At 63.8% G+C, this 25,888-nt stretch carries 23 protein-coding genes; 16 read left to right on the forward strand and 7 right to left on the reverse strand.

Annotated elements, in window-relative coordinates; genetic code table 11:
• Positions 1-13: 13 nt before the first annotated feature.
• Together AC1RKJ_RS13080 and AC1RKJ_RS13085 are read right to left on the reverse strand one after the other, a co-directional pair.
• Positions 14-1,261, reverse strand: a complete 1,248-nt coding sequence (locus tag AC1RKJ_RS13080) for a COG4223 family protein (protein WP_492791385.1) — start codon at positions 1,259-1,261, stop codon at positions 14-16.
• Between the two features lie 62 nt (positions 1,262-1,323).
• Complete coding sequence (locus tag AC1RKJ_RS13085) at positions 1,324-2,082, reverse strand: uroporphyrinogen-III synthase (protein WP_492791386.1); 759 nt, start codon at positions 2,080-2,082, stop codon at positions 1,324-1,326.
• Positions 2,083-2,286: 204 nt separating this feature from the next.
• Here AC1RKJ_RS13085 and tsaD point away from each other — a divergent pair, with 204 nt between their 5' ends.
• The 6 genes from tsaD (at position 2,287) to AC1RKJ_RS13115 (ending at position 8,595) form a co-directional block, all read left to right on the forward strand.
• Positions 2,287-3,372, forward strand: coding sequence for a tRNA (adenosine(37)-N6)-threonylcarbamoyltransferase complex transferase subunit TsaD (gene tsaD / locus AC1RKJ_RS13090; RefSeq protein ID WP_492792730.1), 1,086 nt, complete (start codon positions 2,287-2,289; stop codon positions 3,370-3,372).
• A gap of 1 nt (position 3,373) precedes the next feature.
• Entirely contained in the window at positions 3,374-4,354 is a 981-nt protein-coding gene (locus tag AC1RKJ_RS13095) for an NAD(P)H-dependent glycerol-3-phosphate dehydrogenase (protein ID WP_492791387.1), read from the forward strand.
• A 13-nt stretch (positions 4,355-4,367) separates the two neighbouring features.
• Complete coding sequence (locus tag AC1RKJ_RS13100) at positions 4,368-4,781, forward strand: EVE domain-containing protein (protein WP_492791388.1); 414 nt, start codon at positions 4,368-4,370, stop codon at positions 4,779-4,781.
• Positions 4,748-5,446 carry a class I SAM-dependent methyltransferase gene (locus AC1RKJ_RS13105; RefSeq protein WP_492791389.1) on the forward strand — a complete coding sequence of 233 codons (699 nt, stop codon included), beginning with the start codon at positions 4,748-4,750 and terminating at the stop codon, positions 5,444-5,446. Before AC1RKJ_RS13100 ends, AC1RKJ_RS13105 begins: the two co-directional genes overlap by 34 nt.
• A 201-nt stretch (positions 5,447-5,647) precedes the next feature.
• Positions 5,648-7,600: an acetate--CoA ligase gene (gene acs / locus AC1RKJ_RS13110; RefSeq protein WP_492791390.1), complete on the forward strand. Its 1,953-nt coding sequence runs from the start codon at positions 5,648-5,650 to the stop codon at positions 7,598-7,600.
• A gap of 482 nt (positions 7,601-8,082) precedes the next feature.
• Positions 8,083-8,595, forward strand: coding sequence for a L,D-transpeptidase (locus AC1RKJ_RS13115; RefSeq protein WP_492791391.1), 513 nt, complete (start codon positions 8,083-8,085; stop codon positions 8,593-8,595).
• Between the two features lie 51 nt (positions 8,596-8,646).
• Here AC1RKJ_RS13115 and AC1RKJ_RS13120 read toward each other — a convergent pair whose 3' ends face one another.
• Entirely contained in the window at positions 8,647-9,216 is a 570-nt protein-coding gene (locus AC1RKJ_RS13120; protein WP_492791392.1) for a thermonuclease family protein, read from the reverse strand.
• A 125-nt stretch (positions 9,217-9,341) separates the two neighbouring features.
• Positions 9,342-9,560, reverse strand: a complete 219-nt coding sequence (locus AC1RKJ_RS13125; protein ID WP_492792731.1) for a DUF1674 domain-containing protein — start codon at positions 9,558-9,560, stop codon at positions 9,342-9,344.
• A gap of 260 nt (positions 9,561-9,820) precedes the next feature.
• Here AC1RKJ_RS13125 and AC1RKJ_RS13130 point away from each other — a divergent pair, with 260 nt between their 5' ends.
• From AC1RKJ_RS13130 to purH, 3 genes are all read left to right on the forward strand, one after another.
• Entirely contained in the window at positions 9,821-11,167 is a 1,347-nt protein-coding gene (locus AC1RKJ_RS13130) for an RsmB/NOP family class I SAM-dependent RNA methyltransferase (protein ID WP_492791393.1), read from the forward strand.
• Between the two features lie 263 nt (positions 11,168-11,430).
• Positions 11,431-13,185, forward strand: a complete 1,755-nt coding sequence (locus AC1RKJ_RS13135) for a heparinase II/III family protein (RefSeq protein WP_492791394.1) — start codon at positions 11,431-11,433, stop codon at positions 13,183-13,185.
• 102 nt (positions 13,186-13,287) lie between these two features.
• On the forward strand, positions 13,288-14,880 hold the full coding sequence (purH, locus tag AC1RKJ_RS13140) for a bifunctional phosphoribosylaminoimidazolecarboxamide formyltransferase/IMP cyclohydrolase (protein ID WP_492791395.1): 1,593 nt from the start codon (positions 13,288-13,290) through the stop codon (positions 14,878-14,880).
• Between the two features lie 11 nt (positions 14,881-14,891).
• On the opposite strand, the gene AC1RKJ_RS13145 is transcribed toward purH, so the two are convergent.
• Positions 14,892-16,274 (reverse strand): MFS transporter, encoded by a 1,383-nt coding sequence (locus AC1RKJ_RS13145; RefSeq protein WP_492792732.1) that lies wholly within the window; start codon positions 16,272-16,274, stop codon positions 14,892-14,894.
• A 160-nt stretch (positions 16,275-16,434) separates the two neighbouring features.
• On the opposite strand from AC1RKJ_RS13145, the gene ggt reads away from it, so the two are divergent.
• The 3 genes from ggt (at position 16,435) to AC1RKJ_RS13160 (ending at position 20,521) form a co-directional block, all read left to right on the forward strand.
• Positions 16,435-18,183, forward strand: a complete 1,749-nt coding sequence (gene ggt, locus AC1RKJ_RS13150) for a gamma-glutamyltransferase (RefSeq protein WP_492791396.1) — start codon at positions 16,435-16,437, stop codon at positions 18,181-18,183.
• A 144-nt stretch (positions 18,184-18,327) separates the two neighbouring features.
• Positions 18,328-19,626 carry an MFS transporter gene (locus AC1RKJ_RS13155; RefSeq protein WP_492791397.1) on the forward strand — a complete coding sequence of 433 codons (1,299 nt, stop codon included), beginning with the start codon at positions 18,328-18,330 and terminating at the stop codon, positions 19,624-19,626.
• Positions 19,619-20,521, forward strand: a complete 903-nt coding sequence (locus AC1RKJ_RS13160; RefSeq protein WP_492791398.1) for an amidohydrolase family protein — start codon at positions 19,619-19,621, stop codon at positions 20,519-20,521. Before AC1RKJ_RS13155 ends, AC1RKJ_RS13160 begins: the two co-directional genes overlap by 8 nt.
• Position 20,522: 1 nt before the next feature.
• Here the strand turns inward: AC1RKJ_RS13160 and AC1RKJ_RS13165 are convergent, their stop codons facing one another.
• A complete protein-coding gene (locus AC1RKJ_RS13165) occupies positions 20,523-21,188 on the reverse strand; it encodes a glutathione S-transferase family protein (RefSeq protein WP_492792733.1) in 666 nt (221 codons plus the stop codon).
• 196 nt (positions 21,189-21,384) lie between these two features.
• Between AC1RKJ_RS13165 and AC1RKJ_RS13170 the strand changes: the two genes are divergently transcribed.
• Entirely contained in the window at positions 21,385-21,978 is a 594-nt protein-coding gene (locus tag AC1RKJ_RS13170; protein WP_492791399.1) for a DUF2239 family protein, read from the forward strand.
• A 4-nt stretch (positions 21,979-21,982) separates the two neighbouring features.
• Here the strand turns inward: AC1RKJ_RS13170 and AC1RKJ_RS13175 are convergent, their stop codons facing one another.
• Positions 21,983-22,480, reverse strand: a complete 498-nt coding sequence (locus AC1RKJ_RS13175; protein WP_492791400.1) for a winged helix-turn-helix transcriptional regulator — start codon at positions 22,478-22,480, stop codon at positions 21,983-21,985.
• A gap of 247 nt (positions 22,481-22,727) precedes the next feature.
• Between AC1RKJ_RS13175 and AC1RKJ_RS13180 the strand changes: the two genes are divergently transcribed.
• From AC1RKJ_RS13180 to panE, 3 genes are all read left to right on the forward strand, one after another.
• Positions 22,728-23,939, forward strand: coding sequence for an ABC transporter substrate-binding protein (locus tag AC1RKJ_RS13180; RefSeq protein ID WP_492791401.1), 1,212 nt, complete (start codon positions 22,728-22,730; stop codon positions 23,937-23,939).
• A gap of 103 nt (positions 23,940-24,042) precedes the next feature.
• A complete protein-coding gene (locus AC1RKJ_RS13185) occupies positions 24,043-24,780 on the forward strand; it encodes an SDR family oxidoreductase (protein WP_492791402.1) in 738 nt (245 codons plus the stop codon).
• A 142-nt stretch (positions 24,781-24,922) separates the two neighbouring features.
• Positions 24,923-25,852: a 2-dehydropantoate 2-reductase gene (panE, locus tag AC1RKJ_RS13190; RefSeq protein WP_492791403.1), complete on the forward strand. Its 930-nt coding sequence runs from the start codon at positions 24,923-24,925 to the stop codon at positions 25,850-25,852.
• The last annotated feature ends 36 nt before the right edge of the window (positions 25,853-25,888 follow it).

Raw genomic sequence — 25,888 nt, forward strand, 5'->3', positions numbered from 1 at the left:
CTGCCTATCGCGCCTATTTCGAGATCGCGGTCAGTGTGTCCATCGTAAACTGCTCGGATGCCGCCAGCGCCTTGTCGCGCCCCTCGACCTTCGCGATCCACGGCCGCACCACGACGCGATCGGGCGCCGGCAGCAGCAGGAGCTCCCGCTTCGCCTCGTTCGGATCGCTGCGTTGCGCCGCGGCTGTTGCTCGCGCGATAATACCCGCAGCGCCGCTGGCCGCCGCATCGGTGCGCTGAATGCGCACCAATTTTGCGAGGCTTTGCTGAAGGCGCTCGATAATGCCGGACGGCGCGGGCTGCACTTCGGGCTTCGGTGCGAGTTGCGGCAGCAGCGCAAGCAATTCCTTGCTCAGTGTATCCGCATCGGGAATGCCGGTATTTGCGAAGGGAGCGAGCGACCGAAGCGCATCGGAATCGCCGGCGATAGACCGCGCGGCTGCAAGCTCGGACGCATAAGGCCCTCCGTAACGCATGGCCTTGTCGAGTTGCAGCAATGCGTCCAGCCTGCGCACCTTCGGATCTTCAGCAGGCGGTTGCGGAACTGGCGCTGCGGCCGCCGCACTCAGCGCCGCGGTGGCGCGTTCGATCTTGCCGAGGCGCTCCTCGATGGCCGACGTGTCGATCGCAGGCGCGGCTTGCGGCGCGCCCGTCATGACGCCTTGCGGCGGCGCGGATTTGATCTCGCTGATCGCAGCGGCAACCTTTTCGCCCTGGCCGCGCACAGCCGCGACCTCGCCGCGCAGCGAGGCCAGAGATTTCTCGACTGAATCGAGACGCGCGGTGATTGCGGGATCTGCAACCGGCCGGGGCGCGGGCACAGGCTTCGCCACATCCGCTTCGATTTTCGCGATCCGTGTGCCGAGCGCATCGACATCGGACTTGGTTGCGGTCGCCATCGCCGGCGGTGGCGGATCGAGCAGGCCTGCGAATTTCGCGCCGCCGAGAACAAGCAACGCCACCACGCCGCCCAGGATTGCGGACATGATCGCCGAGAACACCACGGACGATGCGCGCGATGGGGAGCGCGATGACTCCGCAGAGGATTCAGAAGCCGGATCGAGCGCCGGTTCACCGGAGGTCCCGGCAGCGCTTTCGGAATCCGCCGCAGCCGACGCGGTTGCGCCGGGTGTCCCGGGCGCATCGGACGCGCGGGGGCTCTCGGTCACATCCGTCGCCGCGAGATCGATGGTCGGCGGTTTCCGCTTGCCGCTATCGCCCCCCGGCAATGCGCCAGCCTTGTCCTGCTTGTCTTCATCCATTGAAACTATCCATCGGAACTCATTTCCTGTCGCGGCACACTAGCAGATTCTGCAGACGCTGCTTAAGTCGACGACGCTCTGGACGGCGCTTTCACGATCCTGTCCAGCGCGTCGAAAACGGCTGATTCGTCCGGCGTGCGCGCCGCCGCCACCTGCATCGCACCGGCCTCGCGCAAAATGCCCGCCACCGCATCGGAGATGCAGCATTGCGGCAAAGCCAAGGCCGAAATCTCGACGCCGTCCGCGCGGGCCGCATCGAGAAAGGCGCGTGCACTGCGCCGGGAATAATGCAGCACCGCTTCCACGCCGTCTGCGCGGAAGGCCTCGCTGATTCCGGCGGGGAAACCTGCCACCGGAACCATCCGGTAGGTCGTATGCGTCACCACCGTAAACCCGCGCGCGCCGAGATCGGCGGCAAGATCGTGCGCCAGATCCGCGCCCGCGAGATAACACAGCGTGGCGCCCTTCTTCAGTTTTCCGGATGTCACGTTCTTTGCGATGAGCGCGCTCAGCGCATGGGCGCCGGCCTTCGCGCTGATCACCTCGCCAAAGCCCGCGCCCCGCGCAGCCTCCGCCGAATGTTCGCCGACCGTGAAGGCCCGCAATCCCAACAGCCGCATCCGGGACGGATGGCTTTCGATGGCGCGGATCGCGTTGGCGCTGGTGATCACGACAGCGTCATAGGCCGCGTCGTCCTCTCCGTGAAACGCGATCGCCTCATAGCGCAGCATCGGCGACAGCAGCGCGTCATATCCGCGTGCGCGCAGGGCCGCCGCCGTCTTCTCGTTGTCGGGGGCCGGACGCGTCACAAGAATGGCCATTTACAGCGCTCCACAAATGTCAGCTAACCATAGCCCATCTCGCGATTTCACGTTATGAACCCCTTGAATGACGCCCGGTTGGCAGATGACGTTCTGGTCGCGCAAACTTTGGAAATACGCCCCAAAGGGAAACGCCGGATCGGCGGCCAATGCAAGGCCTGAAGCGCGGCGAAAACTGAAACACGGCAAGGACTGACATTGGCAATCGGCAAGCCGACACTGGTGCTGGGAATCGAAACCACCTGCGACGAGACCGCGGCCGCCGTGATCGAACGGCAGCCCGACGGATCGGGACGGATTTTGTCCAATATTGTGCGTTCGCAGATCGACGAGCACGCGCCGTTCGGCGGCGTCGTGCCCGAGATTGCCGCGCGCGCCCATGTCGACATGCTGGACGGCATCATTCGCGCCGCGATGAAGGAAGCCGGCGTCGGCTTCAGTGACCTGAGCGGCGTCGCCGCAGCAGCGGGCCCTGGCCTGATCGGCGGCGTCATTGTCGGATTGACGACCGCGAAGGCGATCGCGCTGGTGCACAACACGCCGCTGATCGCGGTCAATCATCTGGAAGCGCACGCGCTGACGCCACGCCTCACCGTGGCGCTGGCATTTCCCTACTGCCTGTTTCTCGCTTCGGGCGGCCACACCCAGATCGTTGCCGTGCTGGGCGTCGGACAATACGTCCGGCTCGGCACCACGGTCGATGACGCGATGGGCGAGGCATTCGACAAGGTCGCGAAAATGCTGGACCTGCCTTATCCCGGCGGGCCGCAGGTCGAACGCGCCGCAGCGCACGGAGATCCCACGCGCTTTGCATTTCCGCGCCCGATGATGGGACGCCCCGACGCGAATTTCTCGCTGTCCGGATTGAAGACCGCGGTGCGCAACGAAGCCTCGCGGCTGGTGCCGCTGGAGCCGCAGGATGTCAGCGACCTGTGCGCGGGATTTCAGGCCGCCGTGCTGGATCTCACCGCCGACCGCATCAGCGTCGGCTTGCGGCTGTTTCACGAACAGTTCGGACCGCCCCGCGCGCTGGTCGCCGCGGGCGGAGTCGCATCCAACCTCGCGATCCGCAATGCGTTGCATGATATCGCGGCCCGCGCGCAGACCATGCTGATCATACCGCCGCCTGCGCTGTGCACGGACAATGGCGCGATGATCGCATGGGCCGGCGCGGAACGGCTTGCGCTGAAGATGACCGACACTATGGAGTACGCGCCGCGCGCCCGCTGGCGTCTCGACGAGACGGCGACGACGCCTGCAAAGTTCGCCAACACACGGGCGCGACACTAATATGATGACTCATCAAACCATTTCCATTGTCGGCGCGGGCGCATGGGGCACCGCTTTGGCCAACGCCGCCGCGCGCGCCGGACGCGACGTCGTTCTCTGCGCGCGTGACCCGGCCATCGCGGACACGATTTCGCGGACGCGCGAAAATCCGAAACTGCCGGGCATCCAGCTTGCGAAGGCGATCACCGTCACCAGCGATCTCGCGCAGGCCGGCAAGGCGAGCGCCGTGCTGCTGGTCACGCCCGCGCAGAGTCTCCGGCAGGCCGCAATTTCGCTCGCGCCGCATCTTGCGCCGGATACGCCTGTTATCGTCTGCGCCAAGGGCATCGAGCGCGGCACCCACAAATTCATGACCGAGATCGTCGCCGAGGTCGCACTGCGCTCGGTGCCCGCGATTCTGTCGGGACCGAGTTTCGACGTGGATGTCGCGCGCGGACTGCCGACCGCGGTCACGCTCGCAACCGGCAACGAGGCGTTGGCGAAAGCGCTGGTGCAGGCGCTTGGGTCCGCGACGTTCCGGCCCTATCACTCGACCGATGTGCGCGGCGTCGAGATCGGCGGCGCGGCCAAGAACGTGCTGGCGATCGCAGCGGGTATTGTTGCGGGCAAGAAGCTCGGTGCATCGGCGCTGGCGGCGCTGACCACACGCGGGTTTGCCGAATTGATGCGGCTCGGCCTCGCCTGCGGCGCACGCGCCGAAACCATCGCCGGATTGTCAGGCCTTGGTGACCTGCTGCTATCGTGCTCGAGCACGCAGTCGCGCAACTTTTCCCATGGCATCGCACTTGGAAGAGGCGAGACGCCGCCGCGCGGCAAGCTGGTCGAAGGCGAATTCACCGCACCCGTGCTCATTGAACTTGCAGCCGAGAAGCATATCGAAATGCCGGTGGCGAATGCGGTGGCGGCCGTGCTCGGCGGCGCGCTGACCGTCGATGAAGCGATCGAGATGCTGCTGACGCGGCCGTTCCGGTCCGAAGGATAAACAGGAAGCGACAATGAATTACTGGCTCGTGAAATCCGAACCGTCCACCTGGTCTTGGGATCAGCAGGTCGCCAAAGGCGCCAAGGGCGAAGCCTGGACCGGCGTGCGCAACCACACCGCCAAGCTCAACATGATGAAGATGAAGAAAGGCGACCGCGCCTTCTTCTACCATTCCAACGAAGGCAAGGAGATCGTCGGCATTGTCGAGATCGTGCGCGAGCACTATCCCGACCCGACCGACAAGACGGAAAAATTCGTCTGCGTCGACATCGCCGCCGACAAGCCGCTGAAAAAACCGGTCACGCTCGACACCATCAAGACCGACAAGAAGCTGGCCGGGATGGACCTTGTGAAATACTCGCGGCTGTCGGTGCAGAGCGTGAAGCCGGATGAATGGAAACTGATCTGCAAGATGGGCGGGGTTTGAAACCCGACACGCCCACGATCCCCGACAAGGACGCTTTCATCCGCGCCAACACGCGGCTGCTTGCCGTGCCGCTGACGCCGGACATTGTTTTGTATCTGGCCGACGAGGCCGTGCCGCTCTGGCACAAGACCGAAGAGGAGATCGGCGAGGCCGGGTTGCCGCCGCCATTCTGGGCCTTCGCATGGGCCGGCGGCCAGGCGCTGGCGCGTTATGTGCTCGACAATGCAAGTCTGGTGCGCGGCAAATCGGTGCTCGACCTCGCCTCGGGCTCTGGTCTTGTGGGAATCGCGGCCATGAGGGCGGGCGCTTCATCCGTGACGGTCGCCGACATCGACGGATTTGCTTGTGCGGCGGCGGCGCTCAATGCCGCGGCGAACGGCGTGACGCTGTCGGCCTGCCAGGACTACCTGCTCGCAGGCCAGAGCCACGAAACATGGGACGTGATTCTGGCGGGCGATATTTTCTACGAGCGCGACACCGCGCAGCGCGCGTTCGATTTCTTGTCCGCCCATGCGGCACGCGGCGTGGCGGTCCTGATCGGCGACCCCGGCCGCAGCTATTTGCCCCGCGACAAATTGCGCCGGATCGCCGACTACAGCGTGCCGGTGACCCGCGACCTCGAAGATACTGAAATCAAGCAGACCGCGGTCTGGCAATTGCTGTGATCTGGAATACCAAGATCCAGACATGCCGGATTCGCACGTCAAAAATTCAGCCGGTTGGAATCTTGCAGTGCGAAGTCCGACAAAAGTCCTAATTACCTGAGCTTGTCCACGCTGTATGCAAAAGCGCATAATAGCAAAAACAAGAACAAACCCGCTCGCATGACGCGACGCGAACGCCGGCGCTGGAGGAAGTGAGAAGTCATGTCCGACAAGATTTACAACGTATCCGCTGAGTGGGCGAAACGCGCCTTTATCGATGAGGCCAAGTATCGCGACATGTATGCGCGATCAGTGAAGGACCCCAACGGGTTCTGGGGCGACGAGGCCCGGAAGCGGCTCGGCTGGATCAAGCCTTTCACCAAGGTCGAAAACGTCTCCTTCGCGCCGGGCAACATTTCGATCAAATGGTTCGAGGATGGCGAACTGAACGCCGCCTGGAATTGCATCGATCGCCATCTCGACAAGCGCGGCGATCAGGTCGCGATCATCTGGGAAGGCGACGATCCATCGGAATCGAAAAAGATCACATATCGCGAATTGCACGACGAAGTCTGCAAGATGGCGAACATCCTGCGGCTTCGCAACGTCGCCAAGGGCGACCGCGTCACCATCTACATGCCGATGATTCCGGAAGCCGCCTACGCGATGCTGGCCTGCGCGCGCATCGGCGCGATTCACTCCGTGGTGTTCGGCGGTTTCTCGCCCGACTCTCTCGCGCAACGCATCACCGATTGTAAATCGCGGGTGATCATCACCGCCGACGAAGGCCTGCGCGGCGGCAAGAAGGTCCCGCTGAAGGCCAACGTGGATGCGGCCATTGCCAAGACCGGCAACGTCGATCACGTCATCGTCGTGAAGCGGACCGGCGGCAAGATCGACATGAACCCGGTGCGCGACGTCTGGTATCACGAAGCCGCCGACATGGTGACGAGCGAATGTCCGGTGGAGCACATGAACGCGGAAGATCCGCTATTCATTCTCTACACTTCGGGCTCGACCGGCCAGCCGAAGGGCGTGCTGCACACCACCGGCGGCTATCTGCTGTTCGCGTCGATGACACACCAATACGTGTTCGATTATCACGAGGGCGACATCTACTGGTGCACGGCGGACGTCGGCTGGGTCACCGGCCACAGCTACATTCTCTACGGACCGCTCGCCAACGGCGCGACCACGCTGATGTTCGAAGGTGTTCCGAATTACCCGGACAACTCGCGGTTCTGGAACGTCATCGACAAGCACAAGGTCAACATCTTCTACACCGCGCCGACCGCGATCCGCGCGCTGATGCAGGGTGGCGATGAGCCGGTGAAGAAGACCTCGCGCGCGTCGTTGCGCCTGCTGGGTTCGGTCGGCGAGCCGATCAATCCCGAAGCGTGGGAATGGTACCATCGCGTGGTCGGCGACGACCGCTGCCCGATTGTCGATACCTGGTGGCAAACCGAGACCGGCGGCATTCTGATTACGCCGCTGCCCGGCGCGATCGCACAGAAGCCGGGATCGGCGACCAAGCCGTTCTTCGGCGTGGCGCCCGAGATCGTCGACGCCGACGGCAAGGTGCTCGACGGCGAATGCAGCGGCAATCTCTGCATCGCCAAATCGTGGCCGGGCCAGATGCGCACGGTCTATGGCGACCACGCGCGGTTCGAGCAGACCTACTTCTCGACCTACAAGAACAAATACTTTACCGGCGACGGCTGCCGCCGCGATGCGGACGGCTATTACTGGATCACCGGCCGAGTCGACGACGTCATCAACGTATCGGGTCATCGCATGGGCACGGCGGAAGTCGAAAGCTCGCTGGTGGCGCATGACGCGGTGTCGGAAGCCGCTGTGGTCGGCTATCCGCACGACATCAAGGGCCAGGGCATTTACGCCTATGTGACCTTGATGAAAGGCGTCGAACCGACGGAGACGCTGCGCAAGGAACTGGTGGCATGGGTGCGCAAGGACATCGGTCCGATCGCCTCGCCGGATCTCATTCAGTTTGCGCCCGGTCTGCCGAAAACGCGCTCGGGCAAGATCATGCGCCGTATCCTGCGCAAGATCGCGGAAGACGAATCCGGCTCGCTCGGCGACACCTCGACGCTGGCCGATCCCGCCGTGGTCGATGATCTGGTCCATAACCGGCAGAACAAGAAGGCCACTGCCTGAGGCTATGCCGGCCCCTGATACTCTGCGTCATGGCCGGGCTTGTCCCGGCCATGTCCGTTCCGGCCAACTCCGTCTTTCCTTCCGACGACTTTGCGACGTGGGAGCCGCGACACTGGCAAGTGCAAGCGACGCCGTTCTTCGAACCGCTATGCCCGGTATGACGAGTGTGCCGACGATGCCCGTGATCTCATTCCGGACTTTTGCCGGCACCGGGCGCTCACGCAAATGTCACCTGCCACGGCCTGTTTGGGCCGGGGTGTTGTTTCCCGGGCATTTACTTTGCCGCCGGAATTTTCTTTTTATCAGCACGTGATCCGCGCTTTGGACGAGACGGAAAGGTGCTGTTGAGGCCTTTCCTTCAAGGTCTTGCCTTCGCGGTGCTGCGCCTAAAGCGCTGCCCTCAAGGCGGCGTGACGAATTCGGCCAAAGGTTCCACGCTCCGGAGACCTGCGGCGCTCAGACATTTTGGTTTGGAGGTTGTGATGTTGCGTCAATTGGCGACGGCTCTCGCAGTCACGATGGCGGTTGGTTTTTCCGGCACAGCGGCGCAGGCGCGCCCCGATCTGGTAGCGTCGCCCGCCGGCTATTCGCCCGGAACCATCGTGGTGAAAACCAACGAGCGCAAACTGTATCTCGTGCTCGGCGAAGGTCGCGCCGTGCGCTATCCGGTCGGCGTCGGCAAGGCCGGGAAGCAATGGGCCGGCACAACCCGCATCGACGGCAAGTATCGGCAGCCTGCATGGTCGCCGCCCGCGGACGTGAAGCGCGACAACCCGAGCATTCCCGATGTGATCCCCGGCGGCTCGCCGTCGAACCCGATGGGCGTCGCTGCGATGACACTCGAAGGCGGCGAATACGCCATTCACGGCACCAATCGCCCGAACTCGGTCGGCGGCTATGTCTCCTACGGCTGCGTGCGGATGTACAATCAGGACATCACTGACTTGTTCGAGCGCGTCAATGTCGGCACGCCGGTGGTCGTCACCTCGCGGTAATCAACTTTCTGAATGCGAAAAGCCGCGCCTGAGCGCGGCTTTTTTGTTTTATCACCGCGCCGCCGTCGCACACCAGCCGCCGCGTTTGCCGCCTTGATAATGTCGCGCATGACCCGACGCGAGCAGCGCCGCTGATATGCTTGGCGTGCGGCGCGTCGCAGCATCGGCCACCACGCGGCCATTGTATTTATCGGGACCGATATTGAAGATCGCGACATCGCCGTCGGCAAGCAACGCGCGCAACGCTTCGCTTGCAGTTTCCGCCATCCGCAGTTCTTCCGCGCACGCGCCTTTCATTTCCGGCGCGTCGATGCCGCGCAGGCGCACCCGCGTCACCATCTCCAGTCCTGGCCACAGATGCACCCGCGCCTCGAAGGTGTCGCCGTCGACCACACGCACCACCTCGACGAAATGGCGCACGCCGGGATTGCCGTCACGGCTCCATGTCGCCGGCAAAACGGGCGGCGGTGATTGCGAGACTGCGACGTCCACGGGCGTCATGGCAGGCCTGACCGGGGACGAATTCCAGGGAAAATGACCCCGTGCCGGGATCAGGGTTCCCGCCGCGAGACCCAGAACGAAAACCACGCCGAACAGCCACGCTGGAGAAGCGGACGCCATATGCCGCGCCGGGCGATGAAGGGGCCGATCTAGGAACATATGCCTAGATTAAGGCAAATGTTCCTGATCCCGCAAGCGGAGATGTGGCTGATCCGTATTCCTGCGTAGATCCCGAAACCGGAATTCTAGAAATCCGACGCGATTCCCTTGTTTTCCCAATCGCCGTAGCGGGTCGGTTCCAGTCCCTTCGGACCCTGCACTTCGGCCGGGCTTTGGCTGGCTTGCGTTTTGGCTCGCCGTTCCTCGGCCTCGGCAAGCGCACGTTGCGCTTGTGGCGACAGCGGCTTGCGCACGGCGACCAGGTCGGCATCGACAGAATTGGAATGAGACGGGTTATCATTCATGGCTGACACTCCCGGATGGTCAGAGCCGAAATTCCAATCTAGATAGACCGGGCCTTCGATCAAGACCCGTGGACACGCCGTATCACGCGGCGAGCGGGTTGTATGTGAAGTGGCTTACATTTTCCGGGATGTTTTAGACAGGGCGATTCAGAGACGACACAATTCTTACATTTGGCATATTCGCGTGCCATCTCTCGCCCTGACGGTGACGCCGCCGTATTTGTCGCCCGTGTTGTCCTGCCAGCGATTGTTTTTCACGCATGAAGCCATCGAGATTTGTCCCGCCCACCGAGGTGCCCGGCCTCGCAGCGCGCAGGATCGCGGCCGATATTCTCGACGGCGTGTTGCAGAAACACCGGATGCTCGACGACCAGCTCGATGGCGCGGGCGCGCATCCCGGTCTGAAAACACTCTCCGATCGCGACCGCGCGCTGATGCGTCGGCTGGTTGCAACCATTTTGCGCCGGCTCGGCACGCTCGGCCACGTCCTGTCGCGGCTGCTCGATCGCGGCATTCCCAGCGACGCGCCGCGCGCGCAGAGCGCATTGCTGATCGGCGCCGCGCAAATCCTGTGGATGGATGTTCCGGACCATGCGGCCGTCGATCTGTCGGTGCGCCTCGTGCAGGCAGACCGGCGCGCCGCGAAATATGCAGGCCTCGTCAACGCGGTGCTGCGGCGCTGCGCGCGCGAAGGCCAGCCGCTGATCGACGAAGTGAAATCCCAGATGCTCGACCTGCCGCCGTGGCTGGTGGCGCGATGGATCGCGGCTTACGGCGAAGACGCCACCCGCGCCATGGCCGCCGCGATCAGCGTCGAGCCGGCGCTCGATCTCACGGTGAAATCGGATTCCGGCGGCTGGGCCACGCGCCTGCACGGCGAGACACTGGTGACGGGCTCGGTGCGGACGCTGCTGCACGGATCGGTCACCATGCTCCCCGGATTCAGCGACGGCGAATGGTGGGTGCAGGATGCCGCCGCCGCCATGCCGGCCCGGCTGTTCGGTGATATCAAAGACAAGTCCATTGCCGATCTCTGCGCCGCGCCCGGCGGCAAGACCGCGCAACTTGTTCACGCCGGCGCGCGGGTGACGGCGGTCGACCGTTCGCCCAATCGCGTCGCGCGGCTGAAGGACAATCTGTCGCGCCTTGGCCTGACGGCCGAGACTGCTGTCGCCGACGCGACCGAGTGGCAACCTGAGGGCGAATTGTTCGACGGCATTCTGATCGACGCCCCCTGCGCTGCGACCGGAACCATCCGGCGGCACCCCGATGTGGCCTGGCTGAAGCAGGAAGCGGACATCGGCACGCTTTCGGCGCTGCAAAAGCGCCTGCTGCAAAAAGCCGTCGCGCTGCTGAAACCCGGCGGGACCTTGGTGTACTGCACCTGTTCGCTGGAGCCGGAGGAAGGCGAACAGGCGGTCGCAAGCCTGCTCGCTGCCGAATCGGGAATGCGCCGCGTCCCGGTCGGCCGGGATGAAGTCGCGGGACTCGATGAAATTCTGACGGCAGAGGGCGATATCCGCACATTGCCCTCCCATCTCGCCCACGACGATCCGCGCCTTGGCGGGCTCGACGGCTTCTACGCGGCGCGCCTGGTCAAATCCTGATCCGGAATCCTGATCTTCGCCCCCCATCACCCGTGCGGGTGATTCGCGGCAAGCCGTGAAAAGGTTTGCAGCACCTTCCCCTGCGTCAATGGGGTGTTTTATCGGCGTTTCCGGATTACAAGAGAGCGCGGAGATTCCTTTGCGGCGCGGCGCGTTACGCGCATGCACGGCTTTCGGGAAGGAATCCTCCGGTTCATGGGGAACGATCACGTTCGGCGGCGGGCAATTTCCGATTCGACCAGCGGGATCAGGACAGGGCGCTCGTGGCGGTCGCTTATCGAAGACGTATTTCGTCCCTTCTGCTTGGCCGCGCGGCCCGGTCCGTGCTCGCGCGCGCCAGCGGCAAATCGGTTGCGCTGTCACGGTTCTGGCCCGGCCGCACCGACCGGCTGCTGATCGCACCGAACGACCTGCGCACCGTCGACGCCACCCGCGCCTCCGAAATCTACGCCGGACGTTTCGTCTTCGCGGGCAAGATCGTCACCTCGCACGGGCGATCCATTTTTGAACTCGATCCGCCATCGGAAGACTGGGAAGCGAACCTGCTCGGCTTCGGCTGGCTGCGCCATCTGCGCGCCGCGGATTCCGCCATCACCCGCGCCAACGCCCGCTCGCTGATTGACGACTGGATTTCTCGCCCGATCCGCAAGCGCGGCGTCGGCTGGCGCGCCGACGTGCTGGCGCGGCGCGTGATCTCACTGCTGTCGCAGGCGCCTCTGGTGCTGAACGATGCGGACGGAAAATTCTACCGGCGCTTCCTGCGCAGTCTCACGCGCGAGATTCGCTATCTGCGCTACACGATGGTGGACATTCCGGACGGCGTGCCGCGCCTCCAGGTGCTGATCGCGCTGTGTTACGCCTCGCTGTGCCTCGCCAATCAGGCCAAGCACATCCGCACCTCGTCGCGCAAACTCTCCGAGGAATTGCAGCGGCAACTGCTGCCGGACGGCGGACACATCTCGCGCAATCCGGGCGCACTGATCGAACTGCTGCCCGATCTGTTGCCGTTGCGTCAGACTTATGCCGCGCGAAATATCGCGCCGCCGCCGGCGCTTCTGAACGCCATCGACCGCATGATGCCGATGCTGCGCTTCTTCCGGCACGGCGACGGCTCCTTCGCGCTGTTCAACGGCATGAGCAGCGCGCCGTCGGGACTGCTGGCGACACTGCTTGCCTATGACGACACCCACGGCACGCCGATGTCGAACATGCCGCACAGCGGCTTCCAGCGTCTCGATGCCGGCGCCACCGCCGTGATTGTCGACACCGGCGCGCCGCCACCGGCAGCGGTGAGCCGGGACGCCCATGCGGGCTGTCTGTCCTTCGAATTGTCGTCCGGCACCAGCCGCATCGTCGTCAACTGCGGCATCCCCGCCACCGGGCGCGATAACTGGCGCACGTTTGCGCGCAGCACCGCGGCGCATTCGACGCTGATCTGTCACGACACCTCGTCGTGCCAGTTCATCGAACTTCCCGCGATGAAACGAATGCTGCAAGGCTCACCCATCGTCGGCGGCCCCTCGAACGTCGGCGCGTTTCGCGAGGCGGCCAATGACGGCATTACGCTGACGACATCCCACGACGCCTACGCAAAACAATTCGGCGTCGTGCATCAGCGCACCTTGATGCTGTCCGCCGACGGCGGGCGGCTCGAAGGCGAAGACACGCTGCTGAATGCGTCCGGCTTCTCGACGCGCAGCAAGCCTGACGATTACGTGCTGCGGTTTCATCTGCATCCGTCCGTCAAGGCCAGCCGCCTCAGCGACGCCCGCGGCGTGATGCTGGTCCTGCCCAATCGCGATGCATGGACGTTCGAGGCGCTGAACGACAAGGTCGACCTCGAGGACAGCGTATTTCTGGCCGGATCCGACGGACCCCGCCGCACCGCCCAGATCGTGATCCGCCAGAACCGGAAGGATTCGCCGAGCATCCGCTGGAGCTTCACCCGCTCCTCGGCGTCGGCCACCGTGACCAATGCCCGCCGCGACGCCCGCCGCGAGCCGGAACTGCCGCTGTAGGCATTGCCTCGTCCGTTGCAAAATGTCCGTGGATTGGAGGTTTTGCCGGGCTCCAAACCATGCTACCCGGCGGTCAACACCGACCCAAACCAGGACTTGATTATGGCTGACCATCCGCGCCGCGTCGCGCGCGCCCTGCTTTCCGTGTCCGACAAATCCGGGCTGATCGAATTCGCCCGCGCGCTGGCCGGCAGCGGCGTCGAACTCGTCTCCACCGGCGGCACCGCGCGGGCCATCGCCGACGCCGGTTTGAAGGTGCGGGACGTCTCGGACCTGACGGGCTTCCCCGAGATGATGGACGGCCGGGTCAAGACACTGCATCCGAACGTGCATGGCGGGCTGCTGGCGATTCGGGACAATGCCGATCACGCCCGCAGCATGAAGGATCACGGCATCGCGCCGATCGATCTCCTGGTGGTCAATCTCTATCCGTTCGAGGCGACCGTCGACAAAGGCGCATCCGAGGACGATTGCATCGAGAACATCGACATCGGCGGGCCGGCAATGATCCGCGCCGCGGCGAAGAACCATCATGACGTCGCCGTCGTCGTCGAGCCGTCGGATTACCAGACCGTGCTGGACGAACTGGCCGCCCATAACGGCGCGACCACGCTCGCCTTGCGCAAGCGGCTGGCGGCCAAGGCCTATGCGCGCACTGCGGCCTATGACGCAGCGATCTCGAACTGGTTCGCGGTTCAACTCAAGACCGATGCGCCGGATTATCGCGCCATCGGCGGGCGATTGATTCAGGCGCTGCGCTACGGCGAGAATCCGCATCAGCATGCGTCATTTTACAAGACGCCCGACCGCCGGCCCGGCGTCGCGACCGCACGGCAGCTGCAAGGCAAGGAGCTGTCCTACAACAACATCAACGACACCGATGCCGCCTACGAGTGCATCGCGGAGTTCGATGCGAAACGAACCGCAGCCTGCGTCATCGTCAAGCACGCCAATCCCTGCGGCGTCGCGGAGGGCGCCGATCTCGCCAGCGCCTATCGCAAGGCGCTCGCTTGTGATTCAACGTCAGCTTACGGCGGAATCATCGCGTTCAATCGCACGCTCGATGCGGAAGCCGCCAATGCGGTGGCCGGCATCTTCACCGAGGTCATTATCGCACCGGATGCGACGGACGAAGCCATCGCCATCATCGGCAAGCGGAAGAATTTGCGCCTGCTGCTGGCCGGCGGCCTGCCGGATCCGCGCGCCGCTGGATTGACGGCGAAGACCGTCGCCGGCGGTCTCCTGATCCAGAGCCGCGACAACGCGGTGGTCGATGACATGACGTTCAGGACCGTGACCAAGCGCGCGCCCACCGACGCCGAGCTGAACGATCTGCGCTTCGCGTTCCGCGTCGCCAAGCATGTGAAGTCCAACACCATCATCTACGCGAAAGACCTCGCAACCGTCGGCATCGGCGCAGGCCAGATGAGCCGCGTGGATTCCGCGCGCATCGCCGCACGCAAGGCCGAGGACGCCGCGAAGGAACTGGGACTGGCCGCACCGATGACCAAGGGCTCGGTGGTGGCGTCCGATGCATTCTTCCCGTTCGCCGATGGATTGCTGGTGGCGATCGAAGCCGGCGCGACTGCGGTGGTTCAGCCCGGCGGTTCGATGCGCGACAATGAAGTGATCGAGGCCGCCGACGCACATGGCATCGCCATGGTTCTCACCGGCGTGCGCCACTTCAAGCACTGATTGACTGCTGGCTAAGCCCGCACGCGCGACAGCAGCACAAGTCCGGCTGCGAAGAACACCACCAGCACGGCCATGCCGGCCTTCTGGCTCATGGTCACCGCGGTCACGATGCTGACCACGAGCGGCGCCATGAACGACGTGACCTTGCCGGACAGTGCGAACAGCCCGAAGTGCTGCGTGATGCGATCCGGCGGCGCGAGACGGATCAGCAGCGTGCGCGACGCGGCCTGCAGCGGGCCAGCCGCCATGCCGATCAGGAAACCCAGCGCCATATAGGCCTGCTCGGCGGGCGCAGCGAACAGTTTGCCGCCCGGCACCGGCGGCGCCACCTTGAACACGAAGAACAGCGTGTCGCGGTCGATCGACAGGATCGCGATGATCGCGCTCACCAGAATCAGCATGCTGCCCATGATGACGCGCTTCGGGCCGAACCAGTCGTCGAGCTTGCCGCCGAGCCACGCGCCGATGGTGCCGGAAAACGCCAGCAGGATTCCGAACGTGCCGATCTGCAATGTCTGCCAGCCGAAGGTGCCCGCGGCGTAGATGCCACCGAATGCGAACAGCGCCACCAGCGCGTCTGTGTAGACCATGTTGGCGATCAGGAATGTCAGCATCACCGGCCGCTGCGGCAGCGTCGAGAGCGTTTCGCGCAATTCGCGAAGACCTTCACGCACCGCGCCGAGTGCGGGCTTTTTCGGCGCGCGATCCGGTGTGAACAGAAACATCGGCAGCACGAACACGATAAACCATAGTCCGCTCAGAGGTCCGGTGATGCGGTCGCCCTCATGCGTCGCCGGATCGAGTCCGAATAGCGGTGTGAAGCCGAACAGCGTGCGGCCGGTCGCGCCGCTCGCGGCGAGAAATCCGAGCACCAGCACAAGGCTTAGAATGCCGCCGACATATCCGGTGGCCCAGCCTGTGCCCGACAAGCGCCCGATGCGATCCGGCGGCACCAGCGTCGGCATCATCGCATTGTTGAACACGGTGGCGAATTCAATTCCGATGGTGGCGATGCCGAATGCGATCAGCAGCGGCAGGATTACCGTCTGATCACCGGGCTTGCCGATCCACATGACCGATGCGCCGATGACGAACACCGCGCCGAACGCGGCGATCCACGGTTTGCGGCGGCCTCCGGCGTCGGCAATCGCGCCGAGCACGGGTGACATCAGCGCAATCACCAGTCCGGCGGCGGCGGTTGCGAATCCCCACATTGACTGTCCGCTGGCGGGCGACGACGCGACATGGGTCGCGAAATAAGGCGCGAACACGAATGTTGTGATCAGACTGAAATACGGCTGGGCCGCCCAGTCGAACATGACCCAGCCGACAATCGCCGAGCGCGGCGGATAGGTCTGCGGTGGCGCGTCCGCCTGCACCTCGTTCGCGTGCATCGCGTTCGCGTGACTGTCATGCGCTGGAATTGCTTGAGCCATGATCGAAATTCCTGCCGAATCAGCCCTGAAGATACCCGTGATCGCTGCAAAACCTTATAGTGCGGCGATCCAATTGCCATGGCGTTTTAGCTTAGGGTGCGGTTTGCCGGAGAAGTTTATGACCTCGTTTACCAAGCACTGCGCTCGCGTCTCTGTTTTTGTCGCGATCGGCCTTCTGATCGCGCCCGCCATCGCGCAGGATTCAAGGCACGGCTATTACACACCGCCCGCGCTCGATGCCGTGCGCCCGGTTGCCGCAAAAAACGGCATGGTGGTCGCGCAGGAGCGGATCGCGGCGGAAATCGGCCGCGACGTTCTGGCTCGCGGCGGCAATGCGGTGGATGCCGCGGTCGCGACCGGATTCGCGATGGCCGTCACTTATCCACGCGCCGGAAATCTCGGCGGCGGCGGCTTCATGATGATTCATCTGGCGAACAGCAATCAGAGCGTCGCTATCGATTATCGGGAGAGCGCGCCCGCGGCCGCCACCCGCGACATGTTTCTCGGCGAGGACGGCAAGCCCGATACGAAAAAGTCCCGCGATCAGGCGCTCGGCATCGGCGTGCCCGGCACCGTCGCGGGATTGTCGCTGGCGCTGGAGAAGTACGGCTCCGGCCAGCTCAAGCTTGCCGATCTGCTCGCGCCTGCCATCAAGCTTGCGCGCAACGGCTTCGTGATTGCCGACGACACCGCCGACACGCTGCCAGACTGGCACCGCCGGCTGGCGAAATGGCCGGCCAGCGCGAAAATTTTCTCGCGCGCCGACGGCACGTCGTTGCAGCCGGGCGACCGGCTGGTGCAGAGCGATCTTGCCTTGACACTCGAAGCCATCGCCGCGCATGGCACAGGCGGATTCTACGATGGCCCGGTGGCCGAGAAACTGGTGGCGGGCATTCGCGGCGCCGGCGGCATCATCACGCATGAAGACCTGAAATCCTACCAGCCGGTGATCCGCGCGCCGATGCGCGGCACCTATCGCGGCTACGATATTGTGTCGATGCCGTTGCCGTCCTCGGGCGGCACGGTGCTGATCGAGACGCTGAACATTCTCGAAGGCTACAAACTGCGCGAGATGGGCGCAGGTTCGGTGGACGCGCTGCACGCCTCGATTGAAGCGATGAAGCGCGCCTATGCCGACCGCGCGCGCTATCTCGGCGACCCCGCTTTCGTCAGCGCGCCCATGCTGCAACTGATCTCGAAGGATTACGCCGCGAAGCAGCGCGCCTCCATCGACATGGCGAAGGCCACGCCCTGGACCGACGCGCTGTCGGCGGTGCCGCCACGTGAAGGCAGCAACACCACGCATTTCTCGGTGGTCGACAAATCCGGCAACGCAGTCAGCAACACCTACACGCTGAACTTCAGTTACGGCGTCGGCCTTGTCGCGGACGGCACGGGTGTGTTGCTCAACAACGAGCTCGACGATTTCACCGCGGCGCCTGGCGCTTCGAACGCCTATGGTCTTGTGGGCTTTGAAGCGAACCTGCCCGGCCCCGGCAAGCGCCCGCTGTCGTCGATGTCGCCCACGATCGTCCTCAAGGACGGCAAGCCGGTTCTGGTAACGGGCTCGCCCGGCGGCAGCCGCATCATCTCGGCGGTGCTTCAGGTCATCGTCAACGCCATCGACTTCGACATGAACGTTGCGGCTGCTGTGTCCGCGCCCCGGCTGCATCATCAATGGCTGCCCGATGAAGTGCGCGTCGAACAAGGCTTTCCGGACGCCACGCTCGCCGCGTTGCGCGCCAAGGGCCACCGCGTCATCGCGCCGCTCGGACAGACTTCGGCCAATTCCATCGCGGTGACATCCGATGGCCTGCTCGGCGCGCCCGATCCCCGCACGCGCGGCGCGGAGGCGGCGGGATATTAGAGTCATTCGACCGTGCATTCCCTCATTTGCCTGATGACAGGTAAAATGATCCGCGTACAATTTGTCGCGCCATAAAGAGCCTGAAGCTCTGTGCGATGCGGCGAGCGCGGAGCGTCAAACAAGGCCGCGGATTTGGGAGCATCCATGACGAACGTTCAGCGATCCGGGGCGATTGAAGCCGCGCCCATCGAAGACACCAGCCTTCTTGCCTTCTATCGCGACATGAATGTGCCCGAACGGCGTACGTTCTGGGCCTGCACCGCGGGCTGGACGCTCGACGGCATGGATTTCATGATCTATCCGCTGGTGATCGGCACCATCATCACGATGTGGAAGGTCGATCCCGGGACCGCGGGCCTTGCCGGCACGGTGACGTTGCTCGCCTCCGCCGTCGGCGGCTGGCTCGCCGGTTATCTCTGCGACCGCATCGGCCGCGTGAAGACGCTGCAAATCACCATCATCTGGTTTTCGTTTTTCTCGCTGGTCTGCGCCTTTGTGCAGAATTTCGATCAGCTTCTGGTGGCGCGCGCCCTGCTGGGTCTCGGGTTCGGCGGCGAGTGGGCTGCCGGCGCGGTGCTGATGGGCGAAGTCATCCGGCCGCAATATCGCGGGCGCGCGGTGGGTTCGGTGCAATCCGGATGGGCGATCGGCTGGGGCCTCGCCGTGCTGTCGCAGGCCATCATGTTCACGCTGTTGCCGCCGGAAGAAGCATGGCGCTGGATGTTCGCCATCGGCGCGCTGCCGGCCATTCTGGTGTTCTTCCTCCGCCGCTATGTGGAGGAGCCGAAGATCGCCGCAGAAACGCTGGCGAAACAGAAAGTCTCCGGCGACAGGCCTGCGCTCTGGGAAATCTTCTCCGGCCCCATCGCCAAGACCACGATCCTCGCCTCGCTGGCGGCGACCGGATGTCAGGGCGGCTACTACGCGATCACCTTCTGGGTGCCGCGTTTTCTCACCACCGAACGCAAGTTGTCGATCGTGGGTTCGACCGGCTATCTCGCCACGCTCATCATCGGCTCGTTCATCGGTTATCTGGTCGGCGCATGGCTTGCCGACCGCATCGGGCGGCGCAACCTGTTCCTGACCTTCTCGCTCGGAGCCATCGCGCTCATCCTGGTCTACACGCAAGTGCCGCTGACCAACGAAGTGCTGTGGCTGCTCGGCTTCCCGCTCGGTTTCTTCGCATCGGGATATTTCTCCGGCATGGGCGCGTTCCTGACCGAGCTTTATCCAACGCGGTTGCGCGGATCGGGACAGGGCTTCTGCTACAACTTCGGGCGCGGCATCGGTGCGCTGTTCCCGTTCCTGGTCGGCTGGCTCTCGACCTCGACGTCGCTCGGAAATGCAATCTGCATTTTCGCCGTGCTGGCTTATGGGCTGTTCTTCCTGGCGGCATTCGCGCTGCCCGAAACCCGCGGCAGGATTCTTCACGCTGATGCCTGAGTCACATCCAAACCAGACAGAGGCTCCGGCATGTCCGGGGCCTCTGCCGTCTCAACGCCTGCCCACGCGGTTCAAAGTGCCGCGCGGCGCGGTCGACACTCACTGCCATGTCATCGGGCTGCCGCCGGATTACCCGTTCATGCCGGGGCGCAGCTACACACCGCCCGCAGCGAGCGCGCGCGATTACATCGCCATGCTGGACGCGACCGGCATGACCTACGGCGTACTCACGCAAGTCAGCGTTCACGGCACCGATAATCGCCTGATGGTGGAGACCCTGCGCGCGCATCGTCAGCGCCTGCGCGGCATCGCGGTGATCCCGCTGGATTGCTCCGAGCGCGAGAAGATCGCGCTGAAAGACGCGGGCGTCGCCGGTCTGCGCATGAATGTTCTTTACGGCGGCGGCGGAGTCGATTTCTCGCAGATCGAAAATTACGGCGCGCTGTGCCGCGACATGGGCTGGCATTTGCAATTTCTGCTCGATGCGCGCGAACTGCCCGCACTCGCGCCCCGCCTGGCAAAACTGCCGGTGCCGTTTCTGGTCGATCACATCGGACACTTTCCGACCTCTGCCGGTGTGGACAATGAAGGCTTCAAGACGCTCGTCTCATTGGTGCGCGACGGCGCGTGGGTGAGATTGTCCGGCGCGTATCGCAACACCGTCGAAGGCCCTCCCTATCGCGACACGATCCCCTTCGCGCACAAGGTGGTCGAAGCCGCACCGGATCGTTGCGTGTGGGGATCGGACTGGCCGCATGTGGCCAACTGGGGCGTGATGATGGGCGTCGCGGATCTGCTCGATCTGCTGGCCGACTGGGTGCCGGACGATAAGCTCCGCAACCGGATTCTGGTCGACAATCCGCAGCGGCTGTTCGGCTTTCCGGCGGTCGCGTGATTTACCGCCCGACCTTGTACGGCCCACCCTTTTCCAGCGCGAGTTTGTAGGCGGGACGCGCGTGAATCTTCTGCAACCAGGTCCACGCCTTCGGTGAACTCTCATCGAGGCCGGCGCGCGCTGACGCCGCCTCCAGCGCAAAACTCATCTGGATGTCGGCGGCGGTGAATTCATTGCCCGCGAACCATTCGCTCTTCGACAACTCGCCTTCCCAGAACGCGATGTGCTGCTTCAGCTGCGGATCGATCAGCTTGGTCAGCATCTGGCCGAATGCGGTTTTCATCAGCGGCCGCATCAGGAACGGCGCGCGCTTCGGGATCACGGTGAACAGCAGCTTCTGCACTAGGAGCGGCATCGCCGAGCCTTCGGCGTAATGCAGCCAGTAGGTGTAACGCAGCCGCTCCGGTGTTTTCGGCGACGGGATCAGGCGGCCGTTACCGTAGGTATCGACGATGTAGTCGACGATGGCGCCGGACTCCGCGATGGTGTTGCCGTTGTCGGTGATGACCGGCGATTTTCCGAGCGGATGAATCGCGCGCAGCTCTTTCGGCGCGAGCATCGACGGCTGGCGCTGATAGCGCACGATTTCATATGGCACGCCGAGTTCTTCCAGCAGCCAGAGCACCCGCTGCGAGCGGGAGTTGTTGAGGTGATGAACCGTGAGCATGGTGAGCCCGATCATGTGCAACGTTGCGGGACGTCAGTCGTGCCTGCGCGATGGGCCAAAGTCGAGATGCCGGTTTCCCGGGGTTGGGTGCAGCGTAGCGACGACCCTCCTCGAGGATATTACCCGGATGATATTGACAGGCCTATTTTACCCGGATAAATATCCGCAAGCGAACTGGAATTCTCAAGGATATTCAATGACCGGCCTTCCCGCCCAAATCATCGCCTTCGAGGGAGCTCGCCGCGTCGCTTTGGGCGATCTCCATGAGGTCGCGACCAAGGCGCGAGCGGCGCTTGATGAAAATAGCGAAGCCACGCTCCTGATTTTCGACGCCGTCACCAGCCGGCCCGTCGAAATCGATCTGCGCGGAACGCTAGCCGACGTGCAAAAACGGTTGGCGTCTCACACGCCACAGAATCAGGAGGCGGCGGTTTCACCACCGCGCGGACCCGGCCGGCCGAAACTCGGCGTGGTCGCCCGCGAGATCACATTGCTGCCGCGGCATTGGGAATGGCTGTCGCAACAGCCGGGCGGCGCATCGGTCGCAATTCGCAAACTTGTCGAGGACGCGCGGCGGGCAGGCTCAGGCAAGGATCGCGTGCGGCAGGCGCAGGAATCGCTGCATCGCTTCATGACGGCGATGGCGGGCGATTCTCCGAATTACGAGGACGCGCTGCGCGCGCTTTATGCCGGCGACCGACCGCGCTTCACGGCATCGATTGCAAAATGGCCTGCCGATGTGCGCGATCACGTCACGCGTCTGGCGACGTCCGCGTTCGAGGCCGCATAAACTCTCAGTCGAGAGCCTGCTGTTCGAGCGACGGCAACACGGCTTTCGAGCGGTCCGCGCCCGGCCCCGGATGGACATGAACCTCCTTCGCGGCCAGCGGTTCGTTGCACACCGAGCAGGTCATCACCGGATCGAAGTGGTGACCGCAGGTCTTGTGCTGATGAAGCACCGGCCGCCCGCGCGCATCCGCCATGTGAACATCGCCCCAGTGCACGATCGACATCATGATCGGATGCAGGTCGAGGCCCTTCTGGGTCAGGATGTATTCGTAGCGCTTCGGACGCTCCTGATAGGCGACGCGGCGAAGCACGCCCTGACGCACAAGTTTCTTCAGCCGCTCGGCCAGCAGGTGCCGCGTGATGCCGAGGCGTGACTGAAATTCATCGAAACGGCGAATGCGGCGAAAACAGTCGCGCAGAATGAGCAACGTCCAGCGGTCGCCGATGACGGAGACCGTTCGCGCCACCGAACACGCCTCTTCTTCAAGGGTATCCCATTTCATATCGCATCTCCGTGCCGTCGCCGCCCGGCCCGCCGGAGCAGCCACGATCTACATTCCGATTTGGTATCCACCATATCTTGAACGCGCCGCATCGTGAAGTCCGGCATGCTGCATAGCGGCATAAGCTCATCGTCCTCCCGGCTGGATTGACAGTTCTATATTAGAACCCTATTGGTCGTCGGCAAGAGCCGCCGGGGACGCCCGTTCCCCGTGGCCGCAACGCCAATAATTCCAAGGGAGACAAACGATGTTGAGGAGAACCGCAGTCCGCGCAGCGGCGGCAGCTCTGGTGCTGGCCGGATTGTCCGCGCCCGCGATGGCCGAGGACATGCCCGGCATCACCGCAACCGAAATCAAGGTCGGCGCGATCTTCCCGTTCAGCGGCCCTGCTTCGGCGCTGGGCGCGGTCGGAAAATCGCTGATCGCCTACGTCACTTACATCAACGAACAGGGCGGCGTGAACGGGCGCAAGATCAACCTGATCGCGATGGACGATTCCTACAGCCCGCCGAAGGCGGTCGAACACGCGCGCAAGCTGGTCGAGTCCGACGAAGTGTCCTTCATGTTCTCGACGCTCGGCACGCCGAGCAATCTCGCGATCTCGAAGTATCTCGCGGCAAAGAAAGTCCCGCAGGCGTTCATCGTGACCGGCGCGACACGCTTCACGGATTTCAAGGAATACCCGATGATCACCACCGGGTTGCCGAGCTACGACACCGAGTCGCGCGCCTATGCACGCTATCTCGCCAGGGAAATGCCCACCGCCAAGATCGCGATCCTCTATCAGAACGACGATCTGGGTAAGGATTTCATCGCCGGCTTCAAGTCCGAGCTGAAGGAGGCCTACGACTCGAAAGTCGTGACCAGCAGCTACGAGGTCAGCCAGCCCACCATCGATTCGCAGATCGTGTCCCTGAAGAGCACCGGCGCGACCGTGATGCTGTTTGCCGGCACGCCGAAATTCGCGGCGCAGGCGATCCGCAAGACCCATGAATCCGGCTGGAAGCCGCTGTTCATCACCAATCTGATCTCAAGCTCAATCGCGGCGGTTCTCGCGCCCGCAGGGCTCGATATTTCCACCGGCGTGATGACGGCGACCTACCGCAAAGATCCCGACGATCCGAAGTGGGCCGACGACAAGGGCGTGAAGCTGTATCGATCCTTCATGGAGAAATACATGCCGGGCGCCGATCTCGCCGACAGCAACTACTTCACCGGTATCCACCAGGGCGTCATCCTCGAGGCGGTGCTCAGGCAGGCAGGCAACGACCTGTCGCGGGCGAACATTCTCAAGCAGACGCGCAACATCAAGGGCCTCGCGCTCCCGATGTCGCTCCCCGGCATCATCGTCAACACCGGCCCGGCCAACAACAAGATGTACACGCAGCTCAACCTGCAACGCTGGAACGGCAAGGCGTGGGATCTGGTTGGCGGACTGATCGACGACGACGCCAAATAAGGCGACGCGAAGTAAGACGCGTCAGGAAGTGAATTGACTCAACCCTCGCGCGGCGGAAACAATCCGCCGCGCACCGGACCCCCGATTTTATCAGGAGGCGACCTTGGCCAAAAGAAATGCGACCGTGGCGGTGATCGGCGCCGGCGACTACATCGGCGGCGAGATCGCCAAGAAATTCGCCTCCGAAGGCTTCACGGTGTTTGCCGGACGCCGCAACGGCGACAAGCTCGCGCCGCTGGTCAAGGAAATCGAGGCCGCGGGCGGCGAGATTCACGCGCGCTCGCTGGATGCGCGCAAGGAAGACGAAATCATTTCCTTTCTCGGCGACGCCGACAAGCATGCGCCGCTCGAGGTCTGCATTTTCAACATCGGCGCCAACGTCAACTTCCCGATCCTCGACACCACCGAGCGCGTGTTTCGCAAGGTCTGGGAAATGGCTTGCTATTCGGGCTTCCTGGCCGGACGCGAAGCCGCTCGCCTGATGCTGCCGCGCGGCAAGGGCAATATCTTCTTCACCGGCGCCACAGCCAGTCTGCGCGGCGGCTCGGGTTACGCGGCCTTCGCCAGCGCGAAATTCGGCTTGCGCGCCGTGGCGCAGGCGACCGCGCGTGAACTCGGCCCGCAGAACATTCATGTCGCGCATCTGATTATCGACTCAGGCGTCGATACCGAGTGGGTGCGTCAGCGCCGCGTCGAGGCGCTCGGTGCGAACGCGCTGGATAATCCCGATCTGCTGATGCCGCCGTCGTCCGTCGCGGAGTCCTATTGGCTGCTTTACCAGCAGCCGCGTAGCGCATGGACATTCGAGCTGGAGATTCGCCCCTTCGGCGAGAAATGGTAAGCGTGCCGCGCATGACAGCCGGGCGTACCGCGTCTCCAGCCTCGTCTTGCATCGGCATCGCCGTTTAGGCAAGGATCGCGCGCTCTCACGATTGCCCCGGGCGCAATCGCGCCCTCACCCTCGCCAAGAAGTGGATTCGACCATGCGCATTCTCGTCATCGGGGCCGGCGCCACCGGCGGCTATTTCGGCGGCCGGCTTCTGCAAGCCGGACGCGACGTGACATTTCTGGTGCGCCCGAAGCGCGCCGAACTGCTCGCGAAGAACGGCCTCGTCATCAAGAGCCCTCTCGGCGATGTCACGCTGAAGAATCCGCCGACTCTTCTGGCCGACAAGATCACGACGCCGTTCGATGTCATCATTCTGAGCTGCAAGGCTTACGACCTCGACGACGCGATCGCATCCTTCGCGCCCGCCGTCGGGCCCGACACCGCGATCATTCCCTTTCTCAATGGCATGAAGCATCTCGACGTGCTCGATTCGAAGTTCGGCATCGATCGTGTGATGGGCGGACAATGTCAGGTCGCGGCGATGCTCGATCCGCAGGGCGTCATTCATCAACTCACGCCGATGCACGCGATGTCGTTCGGCGAACGCGGCACGCCTAAGGGAGACCGCGCCAAACGCATCGAAGCCACCTTGCAGGGCGCGATGTTCGACGCCAAGGCGAGCGACGTCATTACGCAGGAAATGTACGAGAAGTGGGTGTTCCTCGCCACGCTCGCAGGCAGCACATCACTGATGCGCGCGCCGGCCGGACACATCACCGCAGCGCCGGGCGGCGAGGCGTTCATTCGCGGATTGCGCGCGGAGATCGCGTCCGTCGCTGCGGCGGCAGGCTATCCGCCTCGCGCAGAGTTTCTGGAGCGGACGGGCGGTCTGCTGTTCGCGCCGGGCTCGCCGATGACGGCGTCGATGCTGCGCGATATCCGCGGCAATGCGCGGATCGAAGCAGACCAGATCATCGGCGATCTGATCCGTCGCGCCGAGACCAACAAGAATGGCGCCCTCGACGTACCGCTGCTGCGCCTCGTCTATACGCACCTGAAAGCTTACGAGTCGCAGCTTACCTAGCTCCGCTGCCCTCGCAGGCATCGAAAACATAAAAGG

The organism is Afipia sp. GW822-FHT04G07 (assembly GCF_058800765.1).

Bases quoted from the DNA above. Each gene is read 5' to 3' on its own strand.
- AC1RKJ_RS13080 (WP_492791385.1), bottom strand. From the start codon at position 1,261: ATGGATGAAGACAAGCAGGACAAGGCTGGCGCATTGCCGGGGGGCGAT.
- AC1RKJ_RS13085 (WP_492791386.1), bottom strand. From the start codon at position 2,082: ATGGCCATTCTTGTGACGCGTCCGGCCCCCGACAACGAGAAGACGGCG.
- AC1RKJ_RS13095 (WP_492791387.1), top strand. From the start codon at position 3,374: ATGATGACTCATCAAACCATTTCCATTGTCGGCGCGGGCGCATGGGGC.
- AC1RKJ_RS13100 (WP_492791388.1), top strand. From the start codon at position 4,368: ATGAATTACTGGCTCGTGAAATCCGAACCGTCCACCTGGTCTTGGGAT.
- AC1RKJ_RS13105 (WP_492791389.1), top strand. From the start codon at position 4,748: ATGGAAACTGATCTGCAAGATGGGCGGGGTTTGAAACCCGACACGCCC.
- acs (WP_492791390.1), top strand. From the start codon at position 5,648: ATGTCCGACAAGATTTACAACGTATCCGCTGAGTGGGCGAAACGCGCC.
- AC1RKJ_RS13115 (WP_492791391.1), top strand. From the start codon at position 8,083: ATGTTGCGTCAATTGGCGACGGCTCTCGCAGTCACGATGGCGGTTGGT.
- AC1RKJ_RS13120 (WP_492791392.1), bottom strand. From the start codon at position 9,216: ATGGCGTCCGCTTCTCCAGCGTGGCTGTTCGGCGTGGTTTTCGTTCTG.
- AC1RKJ_RS13125 (WP_492792731.1), bottom strand. From the start codon at position 9,560: ATGAATGATAACCCGTCTCATTCCAATTCTGTCGATGCCGACCTGGTC.
- AC1RKJ_RS13130 (WP_492791393.1), top strand. From the start codon at position 9,821: ATGAAGCCATCGAGATTTGTCCCGCCCACCGAGGTGCCCGGCCTCGCA.
- purH (WP_492791395.1), top strand. From the start codon at position 13,288: ATGGCTGACCATCCGCGCCGCGTCGCGCGCGCCCTGCTTTCCGTGTCC.
- AC1RKJ_RS13145 (WP_492792732.1), bottom strand. From the start codon at position 16,274: ATGCACGCGAACGAGGTGCAGGCGGACGCGCCACCGCAGACCTATCCG.
- ggt (WP_492791396.1), top strand. From the start codon at position 16,435: ATGACCTCGTTTACCAAGCACTGCGCTCGCGTCTCTGTTTTTGTCGCG.
- AC1RKJ_RS13155 (WP_492791397.1), top strand. From the start codon at position 18,328: ATGACGAACGTTCAGCGATCCGGGGCGATTGAAGCCGCGCCCATCGAA.
- AC1RKJ_RS13160 (WP_492791398.1), top strand. From the start codon at position 19,619: ATGCCTGAGTCACATCCAAACCAGACAGAGGCTCCGGCATGTCCGGGG.
- AC1RKJ_RS13165 (WP_492792733.1), bottom strand. From the start codon at position 21,188: ATGCTCACGGTTCATCACCTCAACAACTCCCGCTCGCAGCGGGTGCTC.
- AC1RKJ_RS13170 (WP_492791399.1), top strand. From the start codon at position 21,385: ATGACCGGCCTTCCCGCCCAAATCATCGCCTTCGAGGGAGCTCGCCGC.
- AC1RKJ_RS13175 (WP_492791400.1), bottom strand. From the start codon at position 22,480: ATGAAATGGGATACCCTTGAAGAAGAGGCGTGTTCGGTGGCGCGAACG.
- AC1RKJ_RS13180 (WP_492791401.1), top strand. From the start codon at position 22,728: ATGTTGAGGAGAACCGCAGTCCGCGCAGCGGCGGCAGCTCTGGTGCTG.
- panE (WP_492791403.1), top strand. From the start codon at position 24,923: ATGCGCATTCTCGTCATCGGGGCCGGCGCCACCGGCGGCTATTTCGGC.